At 72.3% G+C, this 24,958-nt stretch carries 22 protein-coding genes and 1 other RNA gene; 12 read left to right on the plus strand and 11 right to left on the minus strand.

Annotation, left to right across the window (positions count from 1 at the left end; translation table 11 throughout):
- Positions 1 to 37 precede the first annotated feature (37 nt).
- Both E8M80_RS15180 and E8M80_RS15185 read left to right on the plus strand, forming a co-directional pair.
- A complete protein-coding gene (locus tag E8M80_RS15180; protein WP_408906273.1) occupies positions 38 to 3,649 on the plus strand; it encodes a hydantoinase B/oxoprolinase family protein in 3,612 nt (1,203 codons plus the stop codon).
- Positions 3,646 to 6,498, plus strand: a complete 2,853-nt coding sequence (locus tag E8M80_RS15185) for an AsmA-like C-terminal region-containing protein (RefSeq protein WP_137126542.1) — start codon at positions 3,646 to 3,648, stop codon at positions 6,496 to 6,498. Before E8M80_RS15180 ends, E8M80_RS15185 begins: the two co-directional genes overlap by 4 nt.
- 304 nt (positions 6,499 to 6,802) lie before the next feature.
- Here E8M80_RS15185 and E8M80_RS15190 read toward each other — a convergent pair whose 3' ends face one another.
- From E8M80_RS15190 to E8M80_RS15220, 7 genes are read right to left on the minus strand one after another with little or no spacing between them, the layout of a single operon-like run.
- Positions 6,803 to 7,021, minus strand: coding sequence for a ribbon-helix-helix domain-containing protein (locus tag E8M80_RS15190; protein ID WP_137126543.1), 219 nt, complete (start codon positions 7,019 to 7,021; stop codon positions 6,803 to 6,805).
- Entirely contained in the window at positions 7,018 to 8,430 is a 1,413-nt protein-coding gene (locus tag E8M80_RS15195) for a lyase family protein (protein ID WP_137126544.1), read from the minus strand. Before E8M80_RS15195 ends, E8M80_RS15190 begins: the two co-directional genes overlap by 4 nt.
- An 18-nt stretch (positions 8,431 to 8,448) precedes the next feature.
- A complete protein-coding gene (locus E8M80_RS15200) occupies positions 8,449 to 8,856 on the minus strand; it encodes a VOC family protein (protein WP_137126545.1) in 408 nt (135 codons plus the stop codon).
- A gap of 6 nt (positions 8,857 to 8,862) precedes the next feature.
- Positions 8,863 to 9,255, minus strand: coding sequence for a RidA family protein (locus E8M80_RS15205; protein ID WP_137126546.1), 393 nt, complete (start codon positions 9,253 to 9,255; stop codon positions 8,863 to 8,865).
- A gap of 10 nt (positions 9,256 to 9,265) precedes the next feature.
- Positions 9,266 to 9,523: a DUF1272 domain-containing protein gene (locus E8M80_RS15210; protein WP_137126547.1), complete on the minus strand. Its 258-nt coding sequence runs from the start codon at positions 9,521 to 9,523 to the stop codon at positions 9,266 to 9,268.
- An 11-nt stretch (positions 9,524 to 9,534) separates the two neighbouring features.
- Entirely contained in the window at positions 9,535 to 9,783 is a 249-nt protein-coding gene (locus E8M80_RS15215) for a DUF2798 domain-containing protein (protein WP_206035642.1), read from the minus strand.
- The gene (locus tag E8M80_RS15220) at positions 9,780 to 11,429 is read right to left on the minus strand and encodes a fumarate hydratase (RefSeq protein WP_137126548.1); all 1,650 of its coding nucleotides are present in this window, start codon (positions 11,427 to 11,429) and stop codon (positions 9,780 to 9,782) included. Before E8M80_RS15220 ends, E8M80_RS15215 begins: the two co-directional genes overlap by 4 nt.
- A 97-nt stretch (positions 11,430 to 11,526) precedes the next feature.
- On the opposite strand from E8M80_RS15220, the gene E8M80_RS15225 reads away from it, so the two are divergent.
- Both E8M80_RS15225 and E8M80_RS15230 read left to right on the plus strand, forming a co-directional pair.
- The gene (locus E8M80_RS15225; protein WP_137126549.1) at positions 11,527 to 13,797 is read left to right on the plus strand and encodes a DUF3604 domain-containing protein; all 2,271 of its coding nucleotides are present in this window, start codon (positions 11,527 to 11,529) and stop codon (positions 13,795 to 13,797) included.
- Positions 13,767 to 14,762 carry a tripartite tricarboxylate transporter substrate binding protein gene (locus E8M80_RS15230; protein WP_137126550.1) on the plus strand — a complete coding sequence of 332 codons (996 nt, stop codon included), beginning with the start codon at positions 13,767 to 13,769 and terminating at the stop codon, positions 14,760 to 14,762. Before E8M80_RS15225 ends, E8M80_RS15230 begins: the two co-directional genes overlap by 31 nt.
- Positions 14,763 to 14,788: 26 nt before the next feature.
- Here the strand turns inward: E8M80_RS15230 and E8M80_RS15235 are convergent, their stop codons facing one another.
- From E8M80_RS15235 to E8M80_RS15245, 3 genes are all read right to left on the minus strand, one after another.
- Positions 14,789 to 15,301, minus strand: a complete 513-nt coding sequence (locus E8M80_RS15235) for an SspB family protein (protein WP_137126551.1) — start codon at positions 15,299 to 15,301, stop codon at positions 14,789 to 14,791.
- 133 nt (positions 15,302 to 15,434) lie between these two features.
- Positions 15,435 to 15,755, minus strand: a transfer-messenger RNA (tmRNA) gene (gene ssrA / locus E8M80_RS15240).
- 6 nt (positions 15,756 to 15,761) lie between these two features.
- Positions 15,762 to 16,919, minus strand: coding sequence for an amidohydrolase (locus E8M80_RS15245; RefSeq protein WP_137126552.1), 1,158 nt, complete (start codon positions 16,917 to 16,919; stop codon positions 15,762 to 15,764).
- Positions 16,920 to 17,170: 251 nt separating this feature from the next.
- Between E8M80_RS15245 and thyX the strand changes: the two genes are divergently transcribed.
- The 4 genes from thyX (at position 17,171) to E8M80_RS15265 (ending at position 19,487) form a co-directional block, all read left to right on the plus strand.
- On the plus strand, positions 17,171 to 18,112 hold the full coding sequence (gene thyX, locus E8M80_RS15250; RefSeq protein ID WP_137126553.1) for an FAD-dependent thymidylate synthase: 942 nt from the start codon (positions 17,171 to 17,173) through the stop codon (positions 18,110 to 18,112).
- The gene (locus E8M80_RS15255) at positions 18,102 to 18,707 is read left to right on the plus strand and encodes an HD family hydrolase (RefSeq protein ID WP_137126554.1); all 606 of its coding nucleotides are present in this window, start codon (positions 18,102 to 18,104) and stop codon (positions 18,705 to 18,707) included. Before thyX ends, E8M80_RS15255 begins: the two co-directional genes overlap by 11 nt.
- The gene (locus E8M80_RS15260) at positions 18,704 to 18,961 is read left to right on the plus strand and encodes a hypothetical protein (RefSeq protein ID WP_137126555.1); all 258 of its coding nucleotides are present in this window, start codon (positions 18,704 to 18,706) and stop codon (positions 18,959 to 18,961) included. Before E8M80_RS15255 ends, E8M80_RS15260 begins: the two co-directional genes overlap by 4 nt.
- Before the next feature lie 67 nt (positions 18,962 to 19,028).
- Positions 19,029 to 19,487: a hypothetical protein gene (locus tag E8M80_RS15265; protein ID WP_137126556.1), complete on the plus strand. Its 459-nt coding sequence runs from the start codon at positions 19,029 to 19,031 to the stop codon at positions 19,485 to 19,487.
- 129 nt (positions 19,488 to 19,616) lie between these two features.
- Here E8M80_RS15265 and E8M80_RS15270 read toward each other — a convergent pair whose 3' ends face one another.
- Positions 19,617 to 20,723 carry an Mrp/NBP35 family ATP-binding protein gene (locus E8M80_RS15270; RefSeq protein ID WP_137126557.1) on the minus strand — a complete coding sequence of 369 codons (1,107 nt, stop codon included), beginning with the start codon at positions 20,721 to 20,723 and terminating at the stop codon, positions 19,617 to 19,619.
- Positions 20,724 to 20,905: 182 nt separating this feature from the next.
- On the opposite strand from E8M80_RS15270, the gene hflK reads away from it, so the two are divergent.
- The 4 genes from hflK (at position 20,906) to E8M80_RS15290 (ending at position 24,911) form a co-directional block, all read left to right on the plus strand.
- Complete coding sequence (hflK, locus tag E8M80_RS15275) at positions 20,906 to 22,129, plus strand: FtsH protease activity modulator HflK (protein ID WP_137126601.1); 1,224 nt, start codon at positions 20,906 to 20,908, stop codon at positions 22,127 to 22,129.
- Positions 22,126 to 23,100, plus strand: a complete 975-nt coding sequence (hflC, locus tag E8M80_RS15280) for a protease modulator HflC (RefSeq protein ID WP_137126558.1) — start codon at positions 22,126 to 22,128, stop codon at positions 23,098 to 23,100. The genes hflK and hflC overlap by 4 nt, the downstream gene beginning before the upstream one ends.
- Complete coding sequence (locus E8M80_RS15285; protein WP_137126559.1) at positions 23,097 to 23,291, plus strand: DUF2065 domain-containing protein; 195 nt, start codon at positions 23,097 to 23,099, stop codon at positions 23,289 to 23,291. The genes hflC and E8M80_RS15285 overlap by 4 nt, the downstream gene beginning before the upstream one ends.
- 72 nt (positions 23,292 to 23,363) lie before the next feature.
- Positions 23,364 to 24,911 (plus strand): DegQ family serine endoprotease, encoded by a 1,548-nt coding sequence (locus E8M80_RS15290; RefSeq protein ID WP_240790058.1) that lies wholly within the window; start codon positions 23,364 to 23,366, stop codon positions 24,909 to 24,911.
- The last annotated feature ends 47 nt before the right edge of the window (positions 24,912 to 24,958 follow it).

The raw sequence follows: 24,958 nt of genomic DNA on the forward strand, positions 1-24,958 counted from the left end.
GCGCTCGCATTCTCCGCCCCGCTTCAACATGGACGGGATGCTCATGGCCGGCTGGCAGTTCTGGATCGACCGCGGCGGTACCTTCACCGACATTGTCGCGCGCGACCCGGAGGGGCGCCTGACCACCCGCAAGCTGCTGTCCGAGAACCCGGAACGCTACCGCGACGCCGCCGTGGCCGGCATCCGGGAGACGCTCGGCCTGCCGCCCGGCACGGCGGTGCCGGAAGGCGCGATCGACGCGGTGAAGATGGGCACCACCGTCGCGACCAACGCGCTGCTGGAGCGCAAGGGCGAGCGCGTGCTGCTGCTGGTCAACCGCGGCTTCGCCGACCTGCTGCGCATCGGCAACCAGGCGCGGCCGCGGCTGTTCGACCTCGACGTCCGCCTGCCCGAGCTGCTGCACGAGCGCGTGGCCGAGATCGGCGGGCGCGTGGACGTGGACGGGACGGAGATCGAGCCGCTGGACGAGGCGGCCGCGCGCGCCGCGCTGCAGGCGGGCTTCGCGGCCGGCATCCGCGCCGTCGCGATCGTGATGATGCATGCCTGGGCGCATCCGGCGCATGAGGCGCGACTCGGCGAGATCGCGCGGGAGGAGGGCTTCACGCAGGTCTCGCTGAGCCACCGGGCGAGCCCGCTGCCGCGCATCGTCCCGCGCGGCGACACGACGGTGGTGGATGCCTATCTCTCCCCCGTGCTGCGCCGCTACGTGGACCAGGTGGCGTCCGAACTGCCCGGCGTGCGGCTGTATTTCATGCAGTCGAACGGCGGGCTCACCGAGGCCGGCCACTTCCAGGGCAAGGACGCGATCCTGTCCGGCCCCGCCGGCGGCATCGTGGGCGCCGCGCGCACCGCCGGCATGGGCGGGTTCGACCGCATCATCGGCTTCGACATGGGCGGCACCTCGACCGACGTCGCGCTCTATGCCGGCGAGTTCGAACGCGCCTTCGAGACCGAGGTCGCGGGGGTGCGGATGCGCGCGCCCATGATGGCGATCAACACGGTCGCCGCCGGCGGCGGCTCGATCCTGCATTTCGACGGCGCGCGCATGCGCGTCGGCCCTGACAGCGCGGGCGCGGTGCCCGGGCCGGCCTGCTACCGCCGCGGCGGGCCGCTCGCGGTGACGGACGCCAACGTCATGGTCGGCAAGATCCAGCCGCAGCACTTCCCGGCGATCTTCGGCCCCGACGGCGACCAGCCGCTCGATGCCGATGTGGTGCGGGACAGGTTCACCGCGCTGGCCGCCGAGATCGAGGCCGCGACCGGCGTGGCCCAGGACCCGCGCAAGGTGGCGGAAGGCTTCCTCCGAATCGCGGTCGCCAACATGGCGAACGCGATCAAGCAGGTGAGCATCCAGAAGGGCCACGACGCGACGCGCTTCGCGCTGCAATGCTTCGGCGGCGCCGGCGGGCAGCATGCCTGCCTGGTGGCCGATGCGCTCGGGATGGAGACGGTCTTCATCCATCCCTTCGCGGGCGTGCTCTCGGCATATGGGATGGGGCTCGCCGACCAGGCCGCGATCCGCGAGGGCGCGGTGGAGGCCCCGCTGGCGGCTTCCGGCATGGACGACCTCGCAGCGCGGCTCGATGCGCTGGCCGCCGAGGGGCGCGCGGAACTGGCGCGCCAGGGCGCGGACCCGGCGCGGCTGCGCGTCGCGCGGCGCCTGCACCTCCGCTACGCCGGCACGGACAGCTTCCTGCCCGTGCCCTTCGGCGACCACGCGACGGTGCTGGCCGCCTTCACCGAGGCGCATCGCCGCCGCTTCGGCTTCGCGACGCCCGAGCGGCAGGTGGTGGTCGAGGCCTGCATCGCCGAGGTGACCATGCCCGGCGAGCAGGTCGAGGAAGCCGCCCTGCCTGCCCGCGCATCGGGCGCGGCGCCCGCCGCCATCGACACCGTGCCGCTGTTCACGGAAGGCGCCGGGCACGCCGCGCCGGTCTTCGACCGCGACGCGCTGCACGCCGGCGACCGGCTGCGCGGCCCCGCGCTGATCCGCGAGGCGAACGCCACCACGGTCGTCGAGCCCGGCTGGACCGCCGAGGTGACGGCGCGCAACCACCTGGTGCTACGCCGGACCGAGCCACGCGCCGCCGCGCGGCTCGCCGATGCCGCGCGCCCGGACCCGGTGATGCTCGAACTGTTCAACAACCTGTTCATGAACGTCGCCGAGCAGGCGGGCGCGGTGCTGCAGAACACGTCGCTCAGCGTCAACATCAAGGAGCGGCTGGATTTCTCCTGCGCCATCTTCGACGCCGAGGGGCGGCTTGTCGCGAATGCGCCGCATGTCCCGGTCCATCTCGGCGCGATGGGGGAGAGCGTGCGCACCGTCATCCGTTCCCGCGGCGCGACGCTGAAGCCCGGTGACGTGGTGGCGCTGAACAACCCGTCCAACGGCGGCACTCACCTGCCCGATGTCACGGTCATCACGCCGGTCTTCGACGCGGCGGGGCGGGAGGTGCTGTTCTTCGCCGGGTCCCGCGGCCACCACGCCGACATCGGCGGGCTGACGCCGGGCTCGACGCCGCCCGGGTCCCGCACGCTGGAGGAGGAGGGCGTCGTGATCGATGACTTCCTGCTGGTCGACGGCGGCCGCTTCCGCGAAGCCGAGTTCCGCGCCCTGCTGGGGGCCGCGAAGTACCCCGCGCGCAGTCCGGACGTGAACGTCGCCGACATCACGGCGCAGGTCGCGTCGAACGAGAAGGCGGTGCAGGAACTGCAGCGGGCCGTCGCCGAGTTCGGCCTCGACACGGTGCGCGCCTACATGCGCCACGTCATGGACAATGCCGAGGAAAGTGTCCGCCGCGTACTGGAACGCCTGCCCGACGGCGAGTTCACCACCGCCATCGACGACGGCGCACCGCTGAAGGTCGCCGTGCGCGTGGACCACGCGAACCGCCGCGCAGTGATCGACTTCACCGGCACGGGTCCGCAGCGGCCGGACAATTTCAACGCGCCATCGGCCGTCTGCCGCGCGGTCGTGCTCTATTGCTTCCGCTGCCTGGTGGGGGAGGACATCCCGCTCAACGACGGCTGCCTCAAGCCGCTCGAGATCGTGATCCCGGACGGCACCTTCCTCAGCCCCCGTCCTGGCGCGGCGGTCGTGGCCGGCAACACCGAGGTCAGCCAGATGACCTGCAACGCGCTGCTCGCGGCACTCGGCGCCTGCGCCAGCGCGCAGGCCACGATGAACAACGTGTTGTTCGGCGACGCCGCCTACCAGTACTACGAGACGGTCTGCGGCGGCATCGGCGCGGGCCCCGGCTTCGACGGCGCCGGCCCTGTGCAGACCCACATGACCAACACCCGCATGACCGACCCCGAGATCCTGGAACTGCGCTACCCCGTGCGACTGGAAGAGTTCTCGATCCGCCGCGGCTCCGGCGGCGCCGGGCAGTGGCGCGGCGGCGACGGCGCGCGCCGGCGCATCCGCTTCCTCCGCCCGATGGAGGCCGTCATCGTCGCCTCCCGCCGCACCGTCGCCCCGCATGGGCTGAAGGGCGGGCAGGACGGCGCGCCCGGGCGGCAATGGGTCGAGCGCGCGGACGGCACGGTGCTCACGATGCGGGGCAGCGACCGCGCGAGCCTCGCGCCCGGCGACGTGCTGGGCCTCGAGACGCCGGGCGGCGGCGGCTGGGGACCGCCGCGCGGGTGAACCGCCGGCGCCTCCTCGCGCTGCTGGCGCTGCCGTTCGCGCTGCTGCTCGCGGCCTGGTTCGGGCCGCGCCTGCTGGACTGGGAGGCGCAGCGCGACCGCGTCGCCGCCATCGCGTCGGCGCGGCTCGGGCGGCCGGTGGTGTTGGGCGGACCGCTCGGCGTCACGCTGCTGCCGCAGCCGATGGTGGAGGCCTCCGCCGTGCTGGTGGGCGCGGAGGATGACGAAGGGGGCATCGGCGTCACGGCGCGGGCGCTGCGGCTGCGCCTCGGCCTCTGGCCGCTGCTGGCCGGCCGGCTCGAGCCGCGCGACCTGGTGCTGGTCGGCGCCGAGATCCGGCTGCCCTGGCCGCCGGGAAGCCTCGGCGCGCTGCGCCCGCCGCCCTGGCTGACGGGCTTCGACGCGCGCATCGAGGACAGCCGGATCACCGTTGGCGGCGCCGTGCTGGAAGGCGTCGCCGCGCGGCTCGCGGCGCCCGGCCCGCTCGATGCCGTACGCGCCGAGGGGACCTTCACGTCGCGCGGCGCGCCGGTGCGCTTCGAGGCGGTGCTCGGCCGCCCTGGCTTCGACGGCGCGGCGACGCTCGACATGGTGCTCTCGGCCGCGGGCGCACGGGCTGCGGCGCGCGGTGTCCTGGTCGCCGAGGGCGGCTTCGAGGGGCGGATCGAAGCCTCCGGCCCCGACATCGGCGCGCTGATGGCCGCGCCGCAGGGGCCCTTCCGCGCCACCGGCCGCGTCGTCGTGACGGGCGAGCTGGCCGCGGCGGACGACCTCGTGCTCGACATCGCCGGCATCACCGGGCGGGGCGCCGCGACCTTCCGCTTCGTGCCCGAGCCGCGGCTCGACATCGCATTGGCGCTGGCGCGGCTCGATCTCGATGCCTGGGTCGCGGCGCTGCGCGGCGCGGCGGCGCCGCCGCTGCCGGTGGGCCTCGACCTCTCCGCCGAGCAGGCGGCGTTCCATGGCCGGACGCTGCGCCGGCTGCGCGGGCGGGTGCTGCGCGAAGGCGACCGGCTGGCGCTCTCGGGCATCACGGCGTTGCTGCCGGGCGGCGCGGAATTCGAAGCGGCGGGCGGCCTGGCCGCCGGGCGGCTGGAACTGGCCACCCATGTCAGCGGGCCGAGCCTGCGCGCGACGCTGGCGGGCTTCGGCCTGCCGCCCGAGGGCACCGACCCGGCGCGGCTGCGCGCCTTCTCGGCCCGCGCGCGGTTGCTGCTGGAACCCGCGCAACTCGCGGTGCAGGACCTGGCGGCGATGCTGGACGGCGCGCGCATCAGCGGCGCGGGCGTGCTGCGCTTCGGCGCGCGGCCGGCGCTCGGGCTCGGCCTGTCCTTCGACCGGCTGGACCTGGACGGGCTGCTACCCGACGGCGGCGTGCCTGCCGCGGCGCTGCGCGCCGATTCGGGCTTCGACGCCAACCTGCGCCTGGCGGCGGAGCGCATCCTGCGCGGCGGCGCGGTGGCGGAACGCGCCGCCCTCGATGCGGCGATGGAGGGCGGACGCGTCGTCATCCGACGCTTTTCGGCACGCGTCGCCGAGGCCGATGTCACGCTGTCGGGCGCGCTTGCGCTCGGCGCCACGCCAAGGGTGGCGGACCTGGCGCTCGACGTCGCGGCCTCGGCGGCCGGGAGGATCGCGGGCGTCGCGGCGCCGCACCTGCCGCTGCCCGAAGGGATTGCGGCGCTGCCGTTGCGGCTGCGGCTTTCCGGGGGCGGGCCGCTCGGCGCGTTGGCGCTCGCGGCCGAGGGCACGCTCGGCGAATTGCGGATCGAGGGGCAATCGACGCTCGACCTGGCGCAGGGGCGCGGCCAGGGGGCGATGACGCTGCGCCATCCGGGCGCGCAGCGGCTCGCGCTGCTGCTCGGCGCCGCGGAGCCGCCGGCCTGGCTGGGCGAGGGGTCGTTTTCCCTCATTGCGTCGCTCACCGGCAGCGTGGGGACGATCGCGGCCGAGAACCTCGAGCTCGTGGCCGGCGGGCTGCGCGCGCGCGGGCAGGTTGCGCTGGCGCTGGAGGGCGCGCGGCCGCGCCTGACCGGGCGGATCACGGCCGAGCGCCTGCCGCTGCCCGGCCTTTCGGCGCGGCGCGACGCGCCTGTCGCGCTCGGCGCGCTGACGCGGCTGGACGCGGAGCTCGCGCTCGAAACCGCGGACCTCGCCGCGCCGGACCTGCCGCCGGTGCAGGAGGCGCGCGCGCGGCTCCTGCTTCAGGACGGGCGGCTGGCGCTCGAGGACCTGCGCGCGCGGCTCGGCGGCGGCGCGCTGCAAGGGCGGCTGGCGCTCGATGCGACAGCGCAGCCGCCCGAGGTCTCGGGCGCGCTCGGCCTCGAGGGCGCGACGCTGAGCGGGCCGCTGTTCGGCACGCCCTTCGACATCGCCTCGGGCGAGGTCGCGGCGCAGGGGCGTTTCACGGCGCGCGGCCATGCGCCGGCGGCGCTGCTGGCGACGCTCGCCGGGGAGGGGCGCTTCGCGGTGGCGAACGGCGTGCTGGCGGGCGCGGCACTCGGCACCGTCGCCGCGGCAGCCGGGCTCGAGGACGCCGCGGCAGCCGAGGCGGGGGTGCGCCGCGGGCTCGAAGGGGGCGCGACCGCGATCGAGCGCATGGCCGGCGGCTGGCGTGCCACAGACGGCACGCTGCGGCTCGAGGAGGTGCAGTTCGCAGCCGAGGGTGGCACGACGGGCGCCGTCGAGGGCGCCATCGACCTGGCGCGCGGGGCGATCGACCTACGCTTCGCCGTCCATGCGGGGCCGCGCGAGGCGCCCGCGATCGCGCTGCGCGCCACGGGGCCGGCCGAGACGCCGCGGCGGCAGCCCGAAGTCGCGGCCTGGGCGCGCTGGCGCGCGGAACAGTGATGCCCGGCGCATGAAGTTCCGACCTGCGGCCCATGGGGGGCGCCGCCTGTGCGGTGCGCGGCATGAGGCTCGCCGGCCGAGGATGCGATGCTGAGTGGGACTGCGGGAAAAGGGGCGGGGGGAGAAGGGAACTTCTCCCCCCGAAACCCCCCTCAACCTTCTTCGGCATCTGGCACAGATCCTTGGATGCCTGGCGCCAGGTTCCAAAGAAGGGAGGGGGAGCGGGGGAGGTTCGCCTCCCCCGCCCTGTTCACTGCCCGTCCAGGTCGAGGCATGCGCCTGCCGGTGCGGGGCCGCCGCCGCCCTATCCTTGCAGCCGGCGCAGCACGAACAGCCTGAGCGTGCTGGCGAGCGGCGCGGCGCCGGGCGCGCGGGCCGCATCCACCTCCGCGATCAGCGCGGCGAGGCTTGTCCGGCGCGCGCGCGCGGCCTCCTCCAGCACCGCCCAGAATTCCGGCTCGAGCGCGACTGAGGTGCGGTGCCCGGCCAGGCTGAAGGAGCGCTTGGCCAAATGCGGCTTCACCCGCTGCCCTCCGGCGTGCCGCCGGGGCGGAGCATCGCCTCCGGCCGCACCCAGCGGTCGAAATCCTCCGGCGCCACGTGGCCGAGGCGTGCTGCGGCGTCCTTCAGCGTGAGGTCCTCGGCCAGGGCCAGCTTCGCGATCTGCACCGCCTTGTCGTAGCCGATGTGCGGATTGAGTGCGGTGACGAGCATCAGCGACTTCGCGACCAGGTCCGCGATGCGCGCGCGGTTCGGCTCGAGCTTCGCCACCATGTGCAGGGCGAAGGAGGCGGCCGCGTCGCCGAGCAGCGTCGCGCTTTCCAGCACCGCCTGGATGATGACGGGCTTGAAGACGTTGAGCTCGAGATGCCCCTGCATGCCGGCCACGGTGACGGTGGTCTGGTTGCCCATGACGCGGGCGCAGACCATGGTCAGCGCCTCGGCCTGCGTCGGGTTGGTCTTGCCCGGCATGATGCTGCTGGACAGGCCGTCGGCCGGGACGATGAGTTCGCCGATCCCGCCGCGCGGGCCGGAGCCCAGCAGGCGGATGTCGTTCGCGACCTTGGTCAGCGAGACTGCGACCGTGTTCAGCGCGCCGTGGAGTTCCACGAAGGCGTCGTGCGCGGCCATGCCTTCGGACTTGTCGGGATTGGGCGCGAAGGTCTCCTCGGTGCGGGAGGCGACGATGGCGCAGAAGACGCGGTCGAATTCCGGGTGGCGGTTGAGGCCGGTGCCGGCCGCGGTGCCGCCCTGCGGCAGCAGCAGCAGGCGGGGGATCGCGTCGTTCACGCGCGCCATGCCGTTGGCCACCTGGCGCGCCCAGGTGGCGAACTCGCCGCCCAGCGTCACCGGCACGGCATCCATCAGGTGCGTCCGGCCGAGCTTCACGAGGCCGTCGTATTCGGCCGCCTTGGCGGCGAGGGCGGCCTGCAGCGCGTCGAGGCCCGGCAGCAGGCGCCGTCGCAGCGCCTCGACCGCGGCCAGGTGCATGACGGTCGGGAAGCTGTCGTTGGACGACTGCCCGCGGTTGACGTGGTCGTTCGGGTGGATGGGCGACCGGGTGCCGAGGGGCTGGCCCAGCATCTCGTTCGCGCGGTTCGCGATGACCTCGTTCGCGGTCATGTTGGTCTGGGTGCCGGAGCCGGTCTGCCAGACGGGCAGGGGGAAGTCGTCGTCGCGGCGGCCCGCGATGATCTCCTCGGCCGCCGCCTTGATCGGCTCGGCCAGGTCCGCCGGGAGTTCGCCGAGGCGCCGGTTCGCTTCCGCCGCGGCCCATTTCTGCAGGCCGGTGGCGCGGACCACATGCGGGTCGAGCCGCCCGTCGCCGATGCGGAACAGCGCGCGGGCGCGTTCCGTCTGCGGGCCCCAGTAGCGGTCCGCCGGGATCTCGATGGTGCCGAGGCTGTCGGTTTCCGTGCGCGTCCTGGTCATGGCGCGCAGTCTACGCCTTCAGGGACGCTCGCCGTAGGTCGATATCTCGATCAGGTTGCCGTCCGGGTCGCGGCAATAGACCGAGGTGATCGCGCCGAGCGCGCCGTCCTTCGCCACCGGGCCGAGTTCGACCCCGACGCCGCAGCGCTGCAGGTGGGCCAGGATCTGCTCGCCGTCGACCGTCACGATGAAGCAGATATCCGCCGTGCCGGGGATGCCGCCGCCGGCGCCGGTCCACCAGTCCTGCTGCGTCGCATCGGCGGGGCGGAGGTTGATCTTCTGGCCGCCGAACTTGAGCGCCGTGCGGCGATGCGGGCCGAACTCCTCGACCTCCATGCCGAGCACGCGCTGGTACCAGGAGGCGGAGATGGTGACGTCCCGGCAGGTGATGACGAGGTGGTCGAGCCGATCGACGGCGAAGCGCATGGGGTGTCAGGCCTTCCGGGTGATGCGGGCGGTGACTTCGATCTCGATCTTCATGGCGTCGGTCTGCAGGCCGGCATGAATGAGGGTCGAGGCGGGCTTCGCGCGGCCGAGGTGCTTCCTGACCACGGGCCAGCAGGGTTCCCAGTCGGCGCGGTCGGGCACGATGATGAGCACGCGCACCACGTCGTCGAGCGTCGCACCCGCCTGCGCCAGCGCGGCTGCGATATTGCGGAAGGTCTGCTCGCACTGCGCCACGACATCGGGCTCGATTGTCATGGTCGCGTAGTCGTAGCCGGTGGTGCCGGAGACCCAGATGTCGTCGCCGATGACGACGGCGCGGGAATAGCCGATCTCCTCCTCGAAGCGCGAGCCGGAGGAGATAAGGCGGCGGTCGGTCATGGCGCGGTCCTCATGCGGTGGCGGGGCCGGCGCAGCGGTCCGGGCGGTGGATGCGCTCCGTGCTCGCCGGGAATTTCTCCAGCTTCGCGGCCGGGCGGATCGGCCGCGGCACCAGATTGCCGCCGCAATTGGGGCAGAGCCCGCCGGGCAGGCGCGTCGCCGCGCAATCGGTGCACCAGGTGCATTCGAAGGAACAGATCAGCGCCTCGCGGCTGTCGGGCGGCAGGTCGCGGCCGCAGCATTCGCAGTTCGGGCGAAGCGCCAACATGACATTCCCCTTCAGGGCGGCGCGACGATGCGCGTGACGAGCCGCTGCACCATCGGCAGCACCACGAGCACGGTCGGGAAGGCGATGATCCAGGAACTGATCCAGGCGACCGGCCATGCGCCGACCGCCATCAGCGAGGCACCGAGCGCCATCACCGTCGAGATGCCGGAGATGATGAAGGTCATGATCCCGGTCAGGAAGAATCCCGTCACCGCGAGCCGGTATCGCGCCGGCAGGCGGCGGTCGGCCGTGGCGCTCACTCCAGCCCCTCGTAGAAATCATTGCCCTTGTCGTCGACAACGATGAAGGCCGGGAAGTCCTCGACCTCGATCCGCCAGACCGCCTCCATGCCGAGCTCGGGGTATTCCAGCACCTCGACCTTGCGGATGCAGTCCTGCGCGAGGCGCGCCGCCGGCCCGCCGACCGAGCCAAGGTAGAAGCCGCCATAGGTCTTGCAGGCGTTCAGCACCTGCTTCGAGCGGTTGCCCTTGGCCAGCATCACCAGCGACCCGCCGGCCTTCTGGAAGGCCTCGACATAGCTGTCCATGCGCCCGGCCGTGGTCGGGCCGAAGGAGCCGGTCGCCATGCCCTCGGGCGTCTTGGCGGGACCGGCGTAATAGACCGGGTGATCCTTGATGTATTGCGGCAGGCCCTGGCCGCTGTCGATGCGTTCCTGCAGCTTGGCGTGGGCGATGTCGCGCGCCACCACGATCGTGCCGGTCAGCGAGACGCGCGTCTTGACCGAGTGCCTGCTCAGTTCCGCGCGGATCTCGGCCATCGGGCGGTTGAGGTCGATCTTCACGACCTCCCCGCCCAGGATGTCCTCGGTGTGCTCGGGCAGGTAGTGCGCGGGGTCGTGTTCCAGCTGTTCGAGGAACACGCCATCGGCCGTGATCTTCGCCTTGATCTGCCGGTCCGCGCTGCACGACACGCCGATCCCGATGGGCAGGCTCGCACCATGGCGCGCGAGCCGGATGACACGCACGTCGTGGCAGAAATACTTGCCGCCGAACTGCGCCCCGATGCCGAGGTTCTGCGTCAGCTTGTGGATCTCGGCCTCCAGCTCGGGGTCGCGGATGGCGTGGCCGGAGGTGTCGCCCGAGGTCGGCAGCGCATCGAGCCAGCGGGTGGAGCCGAGCTTCACGGTCTTGAGGTTCATCTCCGCGCTCGTGCCGCCGATCACGATCGACAGGTGATAGGGCGGGCAGGCGGAGGTGCCGAGCGTCTTGATCTTCTCCTCGAGGAAGGCGAGCAGCTTCGGCTTGTTCAGCACCGCGCGGGTCTGCTGGTAGAGGAAGGTCTTGTTGGCCGACCCGCCGCCCTTGAGGATGAACATCAGGTGCATCTCGTCGGCGTGGTGCTCGCCGGGCTGCGCCATGATGGAGAACTCGACCGGCATGTTGTTGCCGGTGTTCTTCTCCTCGAACATCGAGATCGGCGCCATCATGGAATAGCGTAGGTTGGTCTCGGTGTAGGTGCGGGCGACGCCGTAGCTCAGCGCCTCCTCCTCGTCGCCCTCGACCCAGACGCGCTGGCCCTTCTTGCCGAAGACGATGGCCGTGCCGGTGTCCTGGCACATGGGCAGCACGCCGCCGGCCGCGATGTTCGCGTTCTTCAGCAGGTCGAGCGCCACGAAGCGGTCGTTCGCGCTGGCCTCGGGGTCCTTCAGGATGTTGGTCAGCTGCTGCAGGTGCCCTGGGCGCAGCAGGTGGGAGACGTCGCGGCAGGCCTGGAAGGCGAGCTGCGTCAGCGTCTCGGGCTTCACCTTGAGCACGCGCTTGCCGTCCACCTCGACGGTCGACACGCCGCCGATGTCGAGCCTGCGATAGGGCGTCGTGTCCTCGCCCAGTGGGAACATGGTGCTGAAGCGGAAGTTCTCGGGGCGGTTGGGCTGGTCGAGCGGCATCGCGGCCTTCCGGTCTCTGTCCGGCGGAGCAATAGCCCAGGCTGGCGGCCGCGTCAGCCTCCCTTGCGGCGACGCAGCATCGTTGCGAGGATGACCCATGCAGCGCCCCCGCCATCTCGATCTTCCCAACGCCCATGCCGGCCATACCGCGCATTTCACCGACTACCGGGCCGCCGAGGTCGGGCATGTCGCGATCTCGCCGGACGGGCCGGTCGAGGCCGGGTCCTTCGCCTCCCACACGCTGGTCTTCACCGCCGGGCGCTTCGGCGTGGACGACACCGGGTCGCTCCGCATCTGCACGCGCCAGGTCAGCGACAATGGCCGGCCCCAGTTCACCGACCCGAAGGCGCCGAACTTCGTCACCGCGGAAGCGTCCAACGGCGCGAAGCTGGTGCTCGACTACAACCCCAAGCTCGCGATGCGGCCCTGGTCGCGCACGCTGACGGTCACCGTCGCGCGCGGCTTCCTCTCGCCGGGGGACACGATCACCATCCGCATGGGGGATACGCGCGGCGGATCGCCCGGGATGCGCATGCAGACCTATTGCGAGGCGCGCTTCCACTACCTGGTGCTGGCGGATGTCTTCGCGACCTGCAACTGGGCGCTGCTGCCCGAGCAGCCGGGCTTTCGCATCGTGCCGGGGCCGCCGGCGCGGCGCCTCGCCATCCTGCCGACGCGCCGCGCGCCGGGCGAGCCCTTCGCCCTGCTGCTGCGCGCCGACGACCGCTGGGGCAACCCGGCCGCATTGCCGGCGGGCACCCATCGCCTGCGCGCCAGCGCGCCCGTCGCCGGCCTGCCCGAGAGCTTCACCTGGCCCGAAGGCGCCCGCGCCCACCGGATCGAAGGGCTCCGCGCCGAGGCCGCCGAGGCGCTCACCATCACCTGGGACGAGACGCCGTCGAACCCGATGCGCGTCGCCGCCGGCCCGCTCACGCCCTACTGGGCCGACCTGCACGGGCAGTCCGGCGAGACGGTCGGCACCGGCTCGATCGATGCGCTCGCGGCCTATGCGCGCGACCTCGCGGGCGTGGACGCCATCTGCCACCAGGGCAACGACTTCCAGGTCACGCCGGAGGGATGGGCCGACTTCAACCGCGCCTTCGACGCCTTCGACCAGGCGGGGCGCTTCGTCTTCCTGCCGGGCTACGAATGGTCGGGCAACACCGCGCTCGGCGGCGACCGCAACGTGATCTTCCCGGACTCCGGGCGCACCATCCGCCGGTCCTGCCACGCGCTGATCGAGGCGCTGGCGGACGAGCACACCGACGCGCTGGATGCCCGCGCGCTGCATGCCGCACTCCGCGCCGAGGGCGCGCCGGTCTTCTGCATCCCCCATGTCGGCGGCCGCTTCGCCAACCTGCACTACGCGCACGACAAGGCACTCGAACGCTCGGTCGAGGTCCATTCCGACTGGGGCACCTTCGACTGGCTGTTCGACGATGCGCTCGCGGTCGGTGGCCGCGTCGGCATCGTGGCGGGGTCGGACGGACACAAGGGGCGGCAGGGCGCGTCGCATCCGGGCGCCTCGCAGTTCGGCTCCTATGGCGGGTTGACCTGCCTGCTTGCGACGGACCTCTCGCGCGCCGGCGTCTTCGATGCGCTGCGCCGGCGCCATCACTACGCGACCACCAACGCCGCGCGCGTGCACGCGGATGTCGCGGTCCGGATCGCGACGCCGGCGGCGCTGCACATCGACGACCCCGCGCTCGGCGGCGCGCCGGACGGGCAGACGGCCGAGGCGATGATGGGCGACATCCTGGCGGGCGTCGCCGACGACCACGCCGAGTTCAGCGCCGAGATCATGGCCGCCTCGCCCATCGAGCGGATCGAGCTACGGAACGGCCGCGATCTCATCGAGGTGATCCGCCCCGACGCGCCCCCGGGGCTTCGGCTCCGCGTGGTCTGGGAAGGGAGCGAATACCGCGGGCGCGGGCGCGAGACCTCCTGGGTCGGCGAGATCGGCCTCGGCGGCGGCACGAGCTGGGGGCCGGTCCGGGCGATCAACCGCTTCAACCTCGACCACCGCTTCGAGGCCGACGCCACGACGCTGCGCTTCCAGGGCGTCACCACCGGCGGCTTCCAGGCGATGGAGGCGACGCTCTCCGACCTCGATGGCACGCTCCGCATCGAGACAGGCCTCGTGAAGGCCGAGCTGCCGCTGCGCGCCCTGCTGGACGGCGAGCATCGCTGGGATGCGGGCGGCCTTGGCCGCGGCATGCGCGCCTTCATGCTGCCCGACGCCGCGCCCGCCGCCATGCGGGTCGCGCGCCGCGTCGCACTCAAGCCGGGCGACAACGCCCTGTTCCTTCGTGCCACCTTCGAGGATGGGAGCGTGCTGTGGACCAGCCCCGTATACCTGCTGCGCTGACCCGACGGGCGGCGCTCGCCGCCGGCCTGGCCCTGCCCGCCGCCGGCGCGCTAGCCCAGGCGCCGTGGCCGACGCGGCCGATCAGCATGATCGCGCCGCTTGCGGCGGGTTCGTCCGTCGACATCCTCGCGCGGCTGGTGGCCGAGCAATGGTCGCAGCGCCTGGGCCAGCCGGTGCCGGTCGAGAACCGCCCCGCGGCCAACGGCACGCTCGCGCTCGGGCAGGTCGCGCGCGCGCCGGCCGACGGCTACACCATCACCGTGACGGGGCAGACCAGCGTCGCCTTCAACCCGGTGCTCTACCCGTCCATCCCCTATGATCCGCTGCGGGACTTCGCCTATGTCGCGCGCATCGCGGGCATCTCGAACGCCCTGGTGGTGCGGACCGCCTCGCCCATCCGCTCCTTCGCGGACCTGCTGGCGGCGGCGCGGGCCGAACCGGGGAAGCTCACCTATTCCTCGGGCGGCGTCGGCACGACGCACCACATCTCCTCGGCCATGCTGGCGCAGCAGGCGCGGCTCGAGATGGTGCACGTGCCCTATCGCGGCGCCGCGCAGGGCATCCTGGCCGCGCAGAGCGGGGAGGTGGACTTCGCCTATTTCAACATCTCGACCCTGCTGCCCGGCATCCGGCAGGGCGCGTTCCGGCCGCTGGCCGTGACCTCGGCCGAGCGCTCGCCCTTCCTGCCCGACGTCCCGACGATGAAGGAACTCGGCTTCCCCGACTACGAGATGACCACCTGGGTCGCGATCGGGACGGTCGCGGCCGTGCCGGCGCCCATCCTGGCGCGCATGGTCGAGGTGAGTGAGGCGATGCTCGCCGACCCGGCCGTGCAGCGGCGCCTGGTGGAACTGGGCTTCGAGTTGCTGCCGCCGATCCCGCAATCGCAGATGCTGGACTTCGTCCGGGCGGAGAAGGAACGCTGGGAGCCGGTGATCCGCGCCTCGGGCGCGCGGCGGGAGTAAAACGCAGGCGGCCCGGCGCGGCCGCCTCAGCCGTCCTTGGCCGGCTTGCGGCGGAAGGCATCGAGGCTGACGACCTGCGCCGGGGCGGGCGCTTCACCGGGCACCGGCTCGGGCACCGCCTCGGTCTCGGCCGCGTCCTCGAATTCCGTCGTCGCGGCGCCGGTCACGGGGAAGCGCAGGCCGAAGCGCACATGCGGGTCGTGGAACATGGTCAGCGCGCCGAAGGGCACGACAAGGCGAGACGGCGCGCCGCCGAAGAACAGCGTGACCTCGAAGCGTCCAGCCTCCCGGTCCACCCGCAGGTCCTCGAACTGGTGCTGCAGGACGATCGTGATCTCCTGCGGGTAGCGCGCCTTCAGGTGGCCCGGCACGCTGGTACCCGGGTGGTCGGTCCGGAAGGTCAGGTAGAAATGATGCTCGCCCGGCAGCCCATTGGCGACGACGCTCTCGAGCGCACGGAGCGCGACCTCGCGCAGGGCCTCCTCGGCCCAGGCTTCATAGGGCAGCAGGCTTTCGGGCGGTGCGGCGTCGTCGCTCATGGGGCCATCTAGAGCAATATCCGGCCGGATGAAATCACCTGATCGGAGATTGCTCCAGCGCCTTGTGCCTTCCGGCCGGCGCGCATCGTCCCGGGCGGGGCCTCAGGACGGCAAGGCGTCGGGTGCCAGGGGAAGTGGGGGGCTTCTGTTGCCCGGTGCCCCCCGGACCGCGCTTACCTATCTCTAGGCAGCGAGCGCCACGGTCTCGCGACCGTTATCATTGGCACTTGTGATTTGGTCCGATGACGGCGGTACCATGCCGGGCAAAAGACGGATCTTTACCGCGCGCGTCGAGCCTGTTTCGCCCCCATCTGCCGCTGATAAGGCGGGGTTGATGGTGGAGGCGCCGGGTACCGCCCCCGGGTCCGCAACGCTTATTCCATACGCCGTTTATCGCCATAGTCACCGAGGTGACGCGATTTATATAGCGTATCCCCGCTGGGATATCGAGGGCCAAGCGTCACCGGGGCAGGCCGCGCTCCACGATGCGCGCATAGAGTGCGGCGCCGTAGGGGATGGCCTCGTCGTTGAAGGCGTAGCGCGGGTTGTGCGGCATCGCCCCGGGACCGTTGCCGACATGGATGTACGCGCCCGGGACGCGCTCCATCATGAAGGAGAAATCCTCGGAGCCCATGCCGGGCGGGTTGTCGCGCGCGACCTTCTCCGCGCCGACCAGGTCGGCGGCGGCCTCGGCGAAGGCCTCGGTCTCGCGCGCATCGTTGATGGTGGGGGCGAAGATCAGGCGCCACTGGACCTCGGCCGTGGCGCCGAAGCCCGCGGCGACGCCGGCCGCGACGCGACGCATCCCATCCTCGATCTGCGCGCCGACCTCGCGCGTGAAGAAGCGCGCGGTGCCGGCGATCGTCGCCGTCTCGGGGATGACGTTGTACGCCTCACCCCCCAGCACCTTGGTCACGCTGACCACCGCCGGGTCGCGGGGCGAGAGGGTGCGGCTGACGATGGACTGCAGTGCGGTCGTGACGTGGCACGCGGCCAGCACGGGGTCGATGGACGCCTCCGGCCGCGCGCCATGCGCGCCCTTGCCGGTCAAGGCGATGTCGAAGAAGGCGCCGCCCGCCGCCGTCGGCCCGCTGCGAATGCCGTACTCGCCGAGCGGCATGCCTGGCCGGTTGTGCATTGCGTAGATTGCATCGCAGGGGAAGCGTTCGAACAGCCCGTCCGCCAGCATGGCCAGCGCGCCGCCGCAGCCTTCCTCGCCCGGCTGGAAGATCAGGTGGACGATGCCGTCGAAGTTGCGGCTTTCGGCCAGGTACTTCGCTGCACCCAGCAGCATGGTGGTGTGCCCGTCATGGCCGCAGGCATGCATCACGCCCTTCACCGTGCTGCGGTGGGGCATGTCGGCCGGTTCCTCGATGGGCAGCGCGTCCATGTCGGCGCGCAGGCCGATCGCGCGGTTGCCGGAGCCGTTGCGCAGCACGCCGACCACGCCCGTGCCGCCCACGCCCCGATGCACCTCGATCCCCCAGGAGTCCAGCAGCTCGGCAACGCGCGCGGCGGTGCGGTGCTCGGCCATGCCGAGTTCGGGGTGGGCGTGGAAATCCTGGCGGATGGCCGCGAGCTGGGCGTGGTCGCGGCGGATGGCGTCGAGGGGGGACATGGGGGCTCCGGGCTGTCCGGAGCATGGTGCGGTGGCGGCCGGCGCCCGTCGAGGGGGCGCCGCCCCCTCGAGCTCCCCCGCCAGGGGACGGCGGTCCCCTGGACCCGCGCTGACTCAAGGTATTGGTTTCCAAAGGCCTTTCGGCCTTTGGCGGGGCGGGGTCCGGGGAGGGGCGGCGCCCCTCCCTGGTCGCCCTGTGACGACTCGGCCTTTCCCCCCTAATACGGCGTCGATCGTCGCAGGGGGACCGGATGGCGCTGACGCCCGAACAGCAGCAGGAGATCGACGCCGCGCGCGCCGCCGAGGGCCGCACGCGCCGCCCGAGCGTGCCCGCGCTGGAGGCGATGCTTTTCCAGGCGATCCCCGTGCTCGACCACGGTTTCGTCCGTGTCGTGGACTACATGGGCGACGACGCCGCGATCGTGCAGGCGGCGCGCGTCTCCTACGGGCGCGGAACGCGGGCCGCTAACGAGGACCGCGGGCTGATCCGCTACCTGATGCGCCACCGCCACTCGACGCCCTTCGAGATGTGCGAGATCAAGTACCACGTGAAGCTGCCGATCTTCGTGGCACGGCAGTGGATCCGCCACCGCACGGCGAACGTGAACGAGTATTCCGCGCGCTATTCCATCCTCGACCGGGAATTCTACATCCCCGCGCCGGACCACCTGGCGGCGCAATCGGCGGTGAACCGGCAGGGCCGCGGCGATATCCTGCAGGGTGCCGAGGCGGCCCGCGTGCTCGACCTGCTGCGCGAGGACGCGACCCGCAACTACGACCACTACCTCGAGATGCTGAACGAGGATGATGCGGGCGCGCCGCGCGATCCGGGCCGGCAGGGCCTGGCGCGGGAACTGGCGCGCATGAACCTCACGCTCAACGCCTATACGCAGTGGTACTGGAAGACCGACCTGCACAACCTGCTGCACTTCCTGAGCCTGCGCGCCGACGCGCATGCGCAGTACGAGATCCGCGTCTATGCCGAGGCGATGCTGGAGACGGTCAAGGCCTGGGTGCCGATGGCGCACGACGCCTTCCGCGACTACCGGCTCGGCGCCGTCACGCTGTCGGCGCAGATGATGGCGATCGTCCGGCGGATGCTGGCCGGCGAGGTCGTGACGCAGGAGGGCTCGGGCCTGTCGAAGCGCGAATGGCGCGAGTTGATGGAGACGCTGGGCCGCGATGGAGCCTGAGCGCGCCGCCGCGATCCTCGATTTCCTGGCCGTCGCGGACCGCCTGAAGACGATCGAGCGCCGCGGTCGCGTCGTGCTGCCGGACGGCGCCTCCCGGCGGGAGAACAGCGCGGAGCATTGCTGGTCGCTCGCGCTGATCGGCGTGTTGCTGCATGGCGATGTGTCGGCGCCCCTCGACCTCGGCCGGGCGCTCGCGATGGTCGCGGTCCACGACCTCGTGGAGATCGAGGCCGGCGACACCTTCGCCTACGACGCCGCGGCGCGTGCGACGCAGGCAGCGCGCGAGGAAGCGGCGGCCGAGACCCTGTTCGGCCTCCTGCCCGAGGACCTCGGCCAGCGGCTGCGCGCGCTGTGGCAGGAATTCGAGGCCGGCGCGACGCCTGAGGCGCGCTTCGCCGCGGCCTGCGACCGGATGCAGGGCTTCCTGCAGAACGTGCTCTCGGGCGGGCAGGCGTGGAAGGAGCACGGCGTGACGCGCGCCGATACGCTGCCACGGATGGCGCCGGCCATGGACGCCGACCCGGCCTTCGCCGCGCTGATCGGACGGCTCTATGACCGGGCGGAGGAGATGCGCCTGCTCGGCCCCCATACATGAGCGGCAGCGCCAAGGGCCGCGCCCGGCCGCGCCGCCCGGCGTCGACCCCCGCGCGCGGCGCGTCGGCTGCGGCGCGGAAGAAGCCCGCCGGCCTGTCACCAGTCGCGCGGCGCTGGGCCTTCGTGGGCGCCTTCACGCTGGCGCTGCTGGTCGGGCTGCCGCTGGCGCACGCGATGCTGGGGGATGCGGGCGCCATCCTGCTCGGTACCTTCGCCTTCGGCTTCGTTGTCGGGCGCATGACGATCCGGCGCTGAGGGCGCGTCCGTAACCTTCCGTCGAGAGGCGCCGAAATTCCTGTCACACGCGACGAGGGACGCCGCCATGACCCGCACCCACCGCATCCTCCGCCTGCTGGCCTGGGCGCCGGCGCTCTGGATCGCCTACGAATTCACCTGGTACCAGCAGTACAAGCTGACCGGGCATCCCGGTTCGGTGGACTTCATCTTCCAGCCGCTGGCCGATTGGTTCGGCATCCCGGCCCATGAGAAGCCCGTCCGGCTGGGCGTCGCGAGCATGGAGATCCTTGCCTCGGTGCTGGTGCTGCTGCCTTGGACGCGCGTCTGGGGCGGGCTGTTGACCATCGGGCTGATGAGCGGCGCGATCTTCTTCCACACGATCGGGCCCATCGGCATCGACCCCTACGGCGACGGCGGCGGCCTGTTCAAGGAAGCGATCTTCACCTGGGCCATGGGCGTGCTGGTGGTGGCGATCCACCGCCAGGAGCTGGCGCCGGTCGCCGCGCGCTTCGGGGTGAGCCTTCCCTTCACGCGCGCGGCCTGACGGGCCGCAAGGGCGGGGGGGGGGGGAGCAGAGAACTTCACCCCCCCCCCCCGCCTTCCCCTTTGAAACACACGCGCATCGCGGATGCGCGCCGGGGACGGCGAGACCCGAATCCCGACGGAACCGGCTCTAATCCTCCACGATCGCCGGCGCGCCCTCCGCCGGCGCGCGTGCCTTCTCCCACACCCGGGCGGCGATGCGGCGGTATTCCGCCGCCTCGGCCGTGTCGGGGCGGGAGGTCACGATGGGCGTGCCGGCATCGGACAACTCCCGGATCTCGAGCTTGAGCGGCAATTCGCCCAGGAACTCGACGCCGAGCCGCGCGGCTTCCCGCTTCGCGCCGCCATGGCCGAACAGGTCGGTGCGGTGGCTGCAGTTTGGGCAGCAGAAATAGGACATGTTCTCGATCAGGCCCAGGACCGGGACGTTCACCTTCTCGAACATCCGGACGCCGCGCCGGGCATCGAGCAGCGCGACATCCTGCGGCGTGGACACGATCACGGCACCGGCCAGCGGAACGCGCTGGGACATGGTCAGCTGCGCATCGCCGGTGCCGGGTGGCATGTCCACGATCATGATGTCGAGCGCGCCCCAGTCGACCTGGCCCATCATCTGCTCGAGCGCGCCCATCACCATCGGGCCGCGCCAGATCATCGGCGTCTCCTCCTCGACCAGGAAGCCGATGGACATGGCCTTGAGGCCCCAGCGCGACAGCGGCGTGATGCGCTGGCCCGTGGCGCGCGGGCGTTCGCGCGTGCCGAGCATCTGCGGCAGCGACGGGCCGTAGATGTCGGCATCCAGCAGCCCGACCTTCAGCCCCTGCGCGGCGAGCGCGACCGCCAGGTTCACCGCCGTGGTGGACTTGCCGACCCCGCCCTTGCCGGAGGCGACGGCGACGATGGCGCCGACCTCGGGCAGCAGCATCGGCCCCTGGCCGGACGGCGCGCGCGCCGCCTGGCGGGGCGTCGCGGGCTGCGGAGCGGCGTCCCGGTGCGCGGTGAGCACGACGGTTGCGTTCAACACGCCCGGCACGGCGGCGGCGGCGGCCTGCGCCGCGGACCGGACCGGCTCCATCTGCGCCGCGCGGTCCCGCGGCACCTCAAGGCTGAACTGCACGAGGCCATCGCGCGCGGCCAGCCCCTGCACCATGCCGGCCGCGACCACGTCCTGCCCGGTCGCGGGGTCCTTCACCGCACGGAGCGCGGCCAGCACCGCCTCCGCCAGAGTGTCTGCCATCGCTTGAAAAGCCCCCGTTCCTGGACAATATCGACGCTGCGGGTGAGGGTGCCTTCCATCAGGCGGCTTCCCCGGCACCCGGCCGGCGTCCATATGGTCGGGCGCCGCCCCGCTTGCACCCCTCATGGCAGGCGTCGGGCGGATCGTCATCACTGGTTTTGCGCGTGGAGGCCCTGCGTCGGATGCCCTGGAACAACAGCGGCGGAAATTCTCCCTGGGGGAACCCGCGGCCCGGCGGGCCGTGGGGCTCGCCGCCCCCGCCCGGCGGCGGTGGCAGTGGTGGCCCTGGGGGCCGTGGCCCCGACCTCGACGACATGATCCGCCAGGCGCAGGAGGCGGTCCGCCGCTACCTGCCGAAGGGCGGCGGCAAGGGCATCGCGCTGCTCGGCCTCATTGTCGTGGCGGTCTGGGCCGGCTCGGGCTTCTATCGCGTGCAGCCTGACGAGCAGGGCGTCGTGATGCGCTTCGGCGCCTTCGACCGCACCGCGCCGCCGGGCCTGAACTACCATATCCCCTGGCCGGTCGAGAGCGTGACGACGCCGCGCGTCACGCGCATCAACCGCGTCGACATCGGTTTCGTCGGCGCCGCCGACACGCCCGTGGTGACCGGGCGCGTGCAGCCGGCGCGGGACGTGCTCGCCGAAAGCCTGATGCTGACCGGCGACGAGAACATCATCGACATCGACGTCGCCGTGTTCTGGCGCATCCGCGACGCCGGCGAATTCCTGTTCAACACGCGCAACCCCGAGAGCACCGTGAAGTCCGCGGCCGAATCCGTGATGCGCGAGGTGATCGGCCGCACGCCGATCCAGCCCGCGCTGACCGAGGCGCGCGCCCAGATCGAGCAGGAGGTGCGCCGCGGCACGCAGTCGATCGTCGACCAGTACGGCGCCGGGATCGAGATCGTGCAGGTCCAGCTGCAGAAGGTCGACCCGCCCGCCCAGGTGATCGACGCCTTCCGCGACGTGCAGCGCGCCAATGCCGACCGCGAGCGCCTGCGCAACGAGGCCGAGAGCTTTCGCAACGACATAATCCCCCGCGCCCGCGGCGAGGCCGAGCGCCTGGTCCAGGAAGCGCAGGGCGTGCGCGAGAGCCAGATCGCCCGCGCCCGAGGCGAGGCTGCGCGCTTCACGAGTGTGCTCGCGGCCTACCAGGTGGCGCAGGACATCACGATCCGCCGCCTCTACCTCGAGACCATGGAGGAGATCCTGCGGCGCAACCCGATGATCCTCGTGGACGACCGCCTGCAGGGCATCGTGCCCTTCCTGCCGCTCGGCGAGGGTGCCGCCATCCCGCGGCCCGCGCCGCAGGGCACCGCGCCGTCCACCAGGCCAGCGCCGCTGCCCCCGGCCCTGCCACAGGGCCCGGGCGTCGTGCAAAGCCGCAACCAGGGGATCACGCGATGAACCGCTCCGTCGCGCTGCTTGCAGCCCTCGCGGTCGTCGTCGTCACCACGGCGTCGACGCTGTTCACCGTGCACCAGACGCAGCAGGTGCTGATCACCCAGTTCGGCCAGCCGATCCGCGTCATCCGCGAGCCGGGGCTGCACTACAAGGTGCCCTTCATCCAGTCGGTCATCACCTTCGACCGGCGGCTGCTCGACTTCGACGCGCCCGGCGAGGAAATGATCCTCGGCGACCAGCGCCGACTGATCGTGGACAGCTTCACGCGCTACCGCATCACCGATCCGCTGGTGTTCTACCAAACGGTCGGCGCGACCGAGGCCGGCATCCGCGCCCGCCTCAACTCGATTGTCTCCTCCTCGCTCCGCCGTGTGCTCGGCAACGAGCCGCTGCTCTCGGTCCTGTCGTCCGATCGCGTGCGGATCATGGGCGAGATCCAGCGCCAGGTGAACACCGAGGCGCGGCAGTTCGGCATCGAGGTCGAGGATGTGCGCATCCGCCGCGCCGACCTGCCGGAGGAGAACACGCAGGCGATCCTGTCCCGGATGCAGTCCGAGCGTGAGCGCGTGGCGCGTGAGGCCCGCGCCGAAGGTGCCGAAGTGGCGCAGCGCGTCCGCGCCGGCGCCGAGCGCGAACGCGCCGTCCTGCTGGCGGAGGCCGAGGCGCAGTCCGACGTCCTGCGCGGCCAGGGCGAGCAGGAGTCGATCGGCATCGTCGCCGCGGCCTTCAGCAAGGACGTGGAGTTCTTCCAGTTCTGGCGCTCGATGCAGGCCTATCGGGAAGCCTTCTCCGAAGGCAACACGCGGCTGGTCATGACCCCGGATTCCGACTTCTTCCGCTTCTTCCGGGAGAGCGCGGGCCGGGGCCTGCGGCCCGGCACGGTGCCCGCCCCGGTGGCGCCGGCTGCCTTGCCGACGCCCGTGCCGGCCCTGCCTGCGCCCGTCACCGCCCCGGCGCCCGTGACGCCGCAGTGACGTCGGGCGCGCTGCTCCAGGGCGTGGCCGTCGTGCTCGCCCTGGAGGGGTTGGCCTATGCGGTCGCGCCCGGCGCCATGCGCCGCGCGCTCGCGGCGGTGGCGGCGGCGCCGGACGGCACGCTCCGCCGGGCCGGGTTGGTCGCCGCCACGCTCGGCGTCGCCATCGCCTGGGCCCTGCAGCGGGGCTGACGCAGCCGGACTGTCCCGCCCAGCACGATTCGATGCAATATGGCGCCTTCCGCCCGCGGGCAGGGTCGCCACATGTTCCTACGCCGACCGAACCCGGAACCCACCCGAGAGGTGCCCATGGTGCGCTTCGCCGCTCTGATCCTCGCCGCCTTTGTCGCCGCCGCGCCGCTTGCCCCGGCCGCGGTCGCGCAGCGCGCGCCGGAAACCTTCGCGCCGCTCGCACGGCAATTGCTGCCGGCGGTCGTCAACATCTCGACCAGCCAGGCGGTGCGGCCGCGCCCGGGTCGGCCGGATGCGCCCGAGATCCCGCAGGCGCCGCCTGGCAGCCCCTTCGAGGAATTCTTCCGCGACTTCTTCAACCGCAACCGTCCGCCCGGCCAGGAAGGCGCGCCGCAGCAGCCGCAGCGCCCGCAGCGGCGCGGGCAGTCGCTCGGCTCGGGCTTCATCATCGACGCGCAGGCCGGCATCGTCGTCACCAACAACCACGTGATCGACGGCGCGGATGAGATCAACGTCATCCTCGCGGACAATACCTCGATCCGGGCGGAGTTGCTGGGCACCGACCCGCGCACGGACCTCGCGGTGCTGCGCATCCAGACCGACAAGCCGCTCAGCGCGGTGCCCTGGGGCAATTCCGACGAGGCCGAGGTGGGCGACTGGGTGGTCGCGATCGGCAATCCCTTCGGGCTCGGCGGCTCGGTCACGGCGGGCATCGTCTCGGCGCGCGGGCGCGACATCCGCCAGGGCCTCTACGACGACTTCATCCAGACCGACGCCGCCATCAACCGCGGCAATTCCGGCGGGCCTCTGTTCAACATGGCGGGCCAGGTGGTCGGCATCAACACGGCCATCTATTCGCCGACCGGCGGGTCGATCGGCATCGGCTTCGCCATTCCGTCCAACCTCGCGCAGCGCATCGTGGCGCAGCTGCGCGACGGCGGGCGCGTCCGGCGCGGCTGGCTCGGCGTCAACATCCAGCAGGTGACGGACGAGATTGCCGAGGCGCTCCGTATGCCCGGCGGCGCGCGCGGCGCGCTGGTCGCCCGCGCGCAGGAAGGCGGCCCCGCAGCCGCCGCCGGCATCCGCGCCGGCGACGTCATCCTGCGCTTCAACGGCGTCGAGGTGCGGGAGATGCGGAGCCTGCCCCGCATCGTCGCCGACAATACCGTCGGCGCCGCCGTGCCCGTCATCGTCTGGCGCGACGGCAAGGAGGAGACGATCAGCGTCACGCTGGGCGAGCTGCCGACCGACCCGCAGCAGGCAGCCGCGCCGCCCGCCGCGCCCGAGCCCGCGCGGCCAGTGGAGCTCACCGGCCTCGGGCTGCGTATCGCGCCCATCACGAACGAGCTGCGGGAACGCTTCAATCTGCGTCCCGAACAGCGCGGCGTCGTGATCGTCGAGGTCGCGCCGGACAGCCCCGGGGCCGAGCGCGAGCTGCGCCCGGGCGACGTGATCGTCGAGGTCCAGCAGGAGCGCGTCTCCACGCCGGCCGAGGTGCAGCAGCGGATCGAACGGCTGCGCCAGCAGAACCGCGGTGTCGCGCTTTTCGCCATCGAGGGGGCGGGCGGGCAGCGGTTCGTGCCGCTCCGGCTCCGGGGCGAGCGCGGATCGCCCGGGTGACGAGGCAGAGGTCGGGGGAGGGGAACCTCCCCCGATCCCCCTCCCTT

Source organism: Roseomonas sp. HF4 (assembly GCF_005222755.1).
Taxonomy (GTDB): Bacteria; Pseudomonadota; Alphaproteobacteria; order Acetobacterales; family Acetobacteraceae; genus Neoroseomonas.

Coding starts and splice junctions, on each gene's coding strand:
- E8M80_RS15255 (WP_137126554.1), top strand. CDS start 18,102: ATGGAGCCTGAGCGCGCCGCCGCGATCCTCGATTTCCTGGCCGTCGCG.
- E8M80_RS15180 (WP_408906273.1), top strand. CDS start 38: ATGCTCATGGCCGGCTGGCAGTTCTGGATCGACCGCGGCGGTACCTTC.
- E8M80_RS15220 (WP_137126548.1), bottom strand. CDS start 11,429: ATGCCGCTCGACCAGCCCAACCGCCCCGAGAACTTCCGCTTCAGCACC.
- E8M80_RS15225 (WP_137126549.1), top strand. CDS start 11,527: ATGCAGCGCCCCCGCCATCTCGATCTTCCCAACGCCCATGCCGGCCAT.
- E8M80_RS15205 (WP_137126546.1), bottom strand. CDS start 9,255: ATGACCGACCGCCGCCTTATCTCCTCCGGCTCGCGCTTCGAGGAGGAG.
- E8M80_RS15290 (WP_240790058.1), top strand. CDS start 23,364: ATGTTCCTACGCCGACCGAACCCGGAACCCACCCGAGAGGTGCCCATG.
- thyX (WP_137126553.1), top strand. CDS start 17,171: ATGGCGCTGACGCCCGAACAGCAGCAGGAGATCGACGCCGCGCGCGCC.
- E8M80_RS15235 (WP_137126551.1), bottom strand. CDS start 15,301: ATGAGCGACGACGCCGCACCGCCCGAAAGCCTGCTGCCCTATGAAGCC.
- E8M80_RS15265 (WP_137126556.1), top strand. CDS start 19,029: ATGACCCGCACCCACCGCATCCTCCGCCTGCTGGCCTGGGCGCCGGCG.
- E8M80_RS15245 (WP_137126552.1), bottom strand. CDS start 16,919: ATGTCCCCCCTCGACGCCATCCGCCGCGACCACGCCCAGCTCGCGGCC.
- hflK (WP_137126601.1), top strand. CDS start 20,906: ATGCCCTGGAACAACAGCGGCGGAAATTCTCCCTGGGGGAACCCGCGG.
- E8M80_RS15210 (WP_137126547.1), bottom strand. CDS start 9,523: ATGTTGGCGCTTCGCCCGAACTGCGAATGCTGCGGCCGCGACCTGCCG.
- E8M80_RS15195 (WP_137126544.1), bottom strand. CDS start 8,430: ATGACCAGGACGCGCACGGAAACCGACAGCCTCGGCACCATCGAGATC.
- E8M80_RS15200 (WP_137126545.1), bottom strand. CDS start 8,856: ATGCGCTTCGCCGTCGATCGGCTCGACCACCTCGTCATCACCTGCCGG.
- hflC (WP_137126558.1), top strand. CDS start 22,126: ATGAACCGCTCCGTCGCGCTGCTTGCAGCCCTCGCGGTCGTCGTCGTC.
- E8M80_RS15270 (WP_137126557.1), bottom strand. CDS start 20,723: ATGGCAGACACTCTGGCGGAGGCGGTGCTGGCCGCGCTCCGTGCGGTG.
- E8M80_RS15260 (WP_137126555.1), top strand. CDS start 18,704: ATGAGCGGCAGCGCCAAGGGCCGCGCCCGGCCGCGCCGCCCGGCGTCG.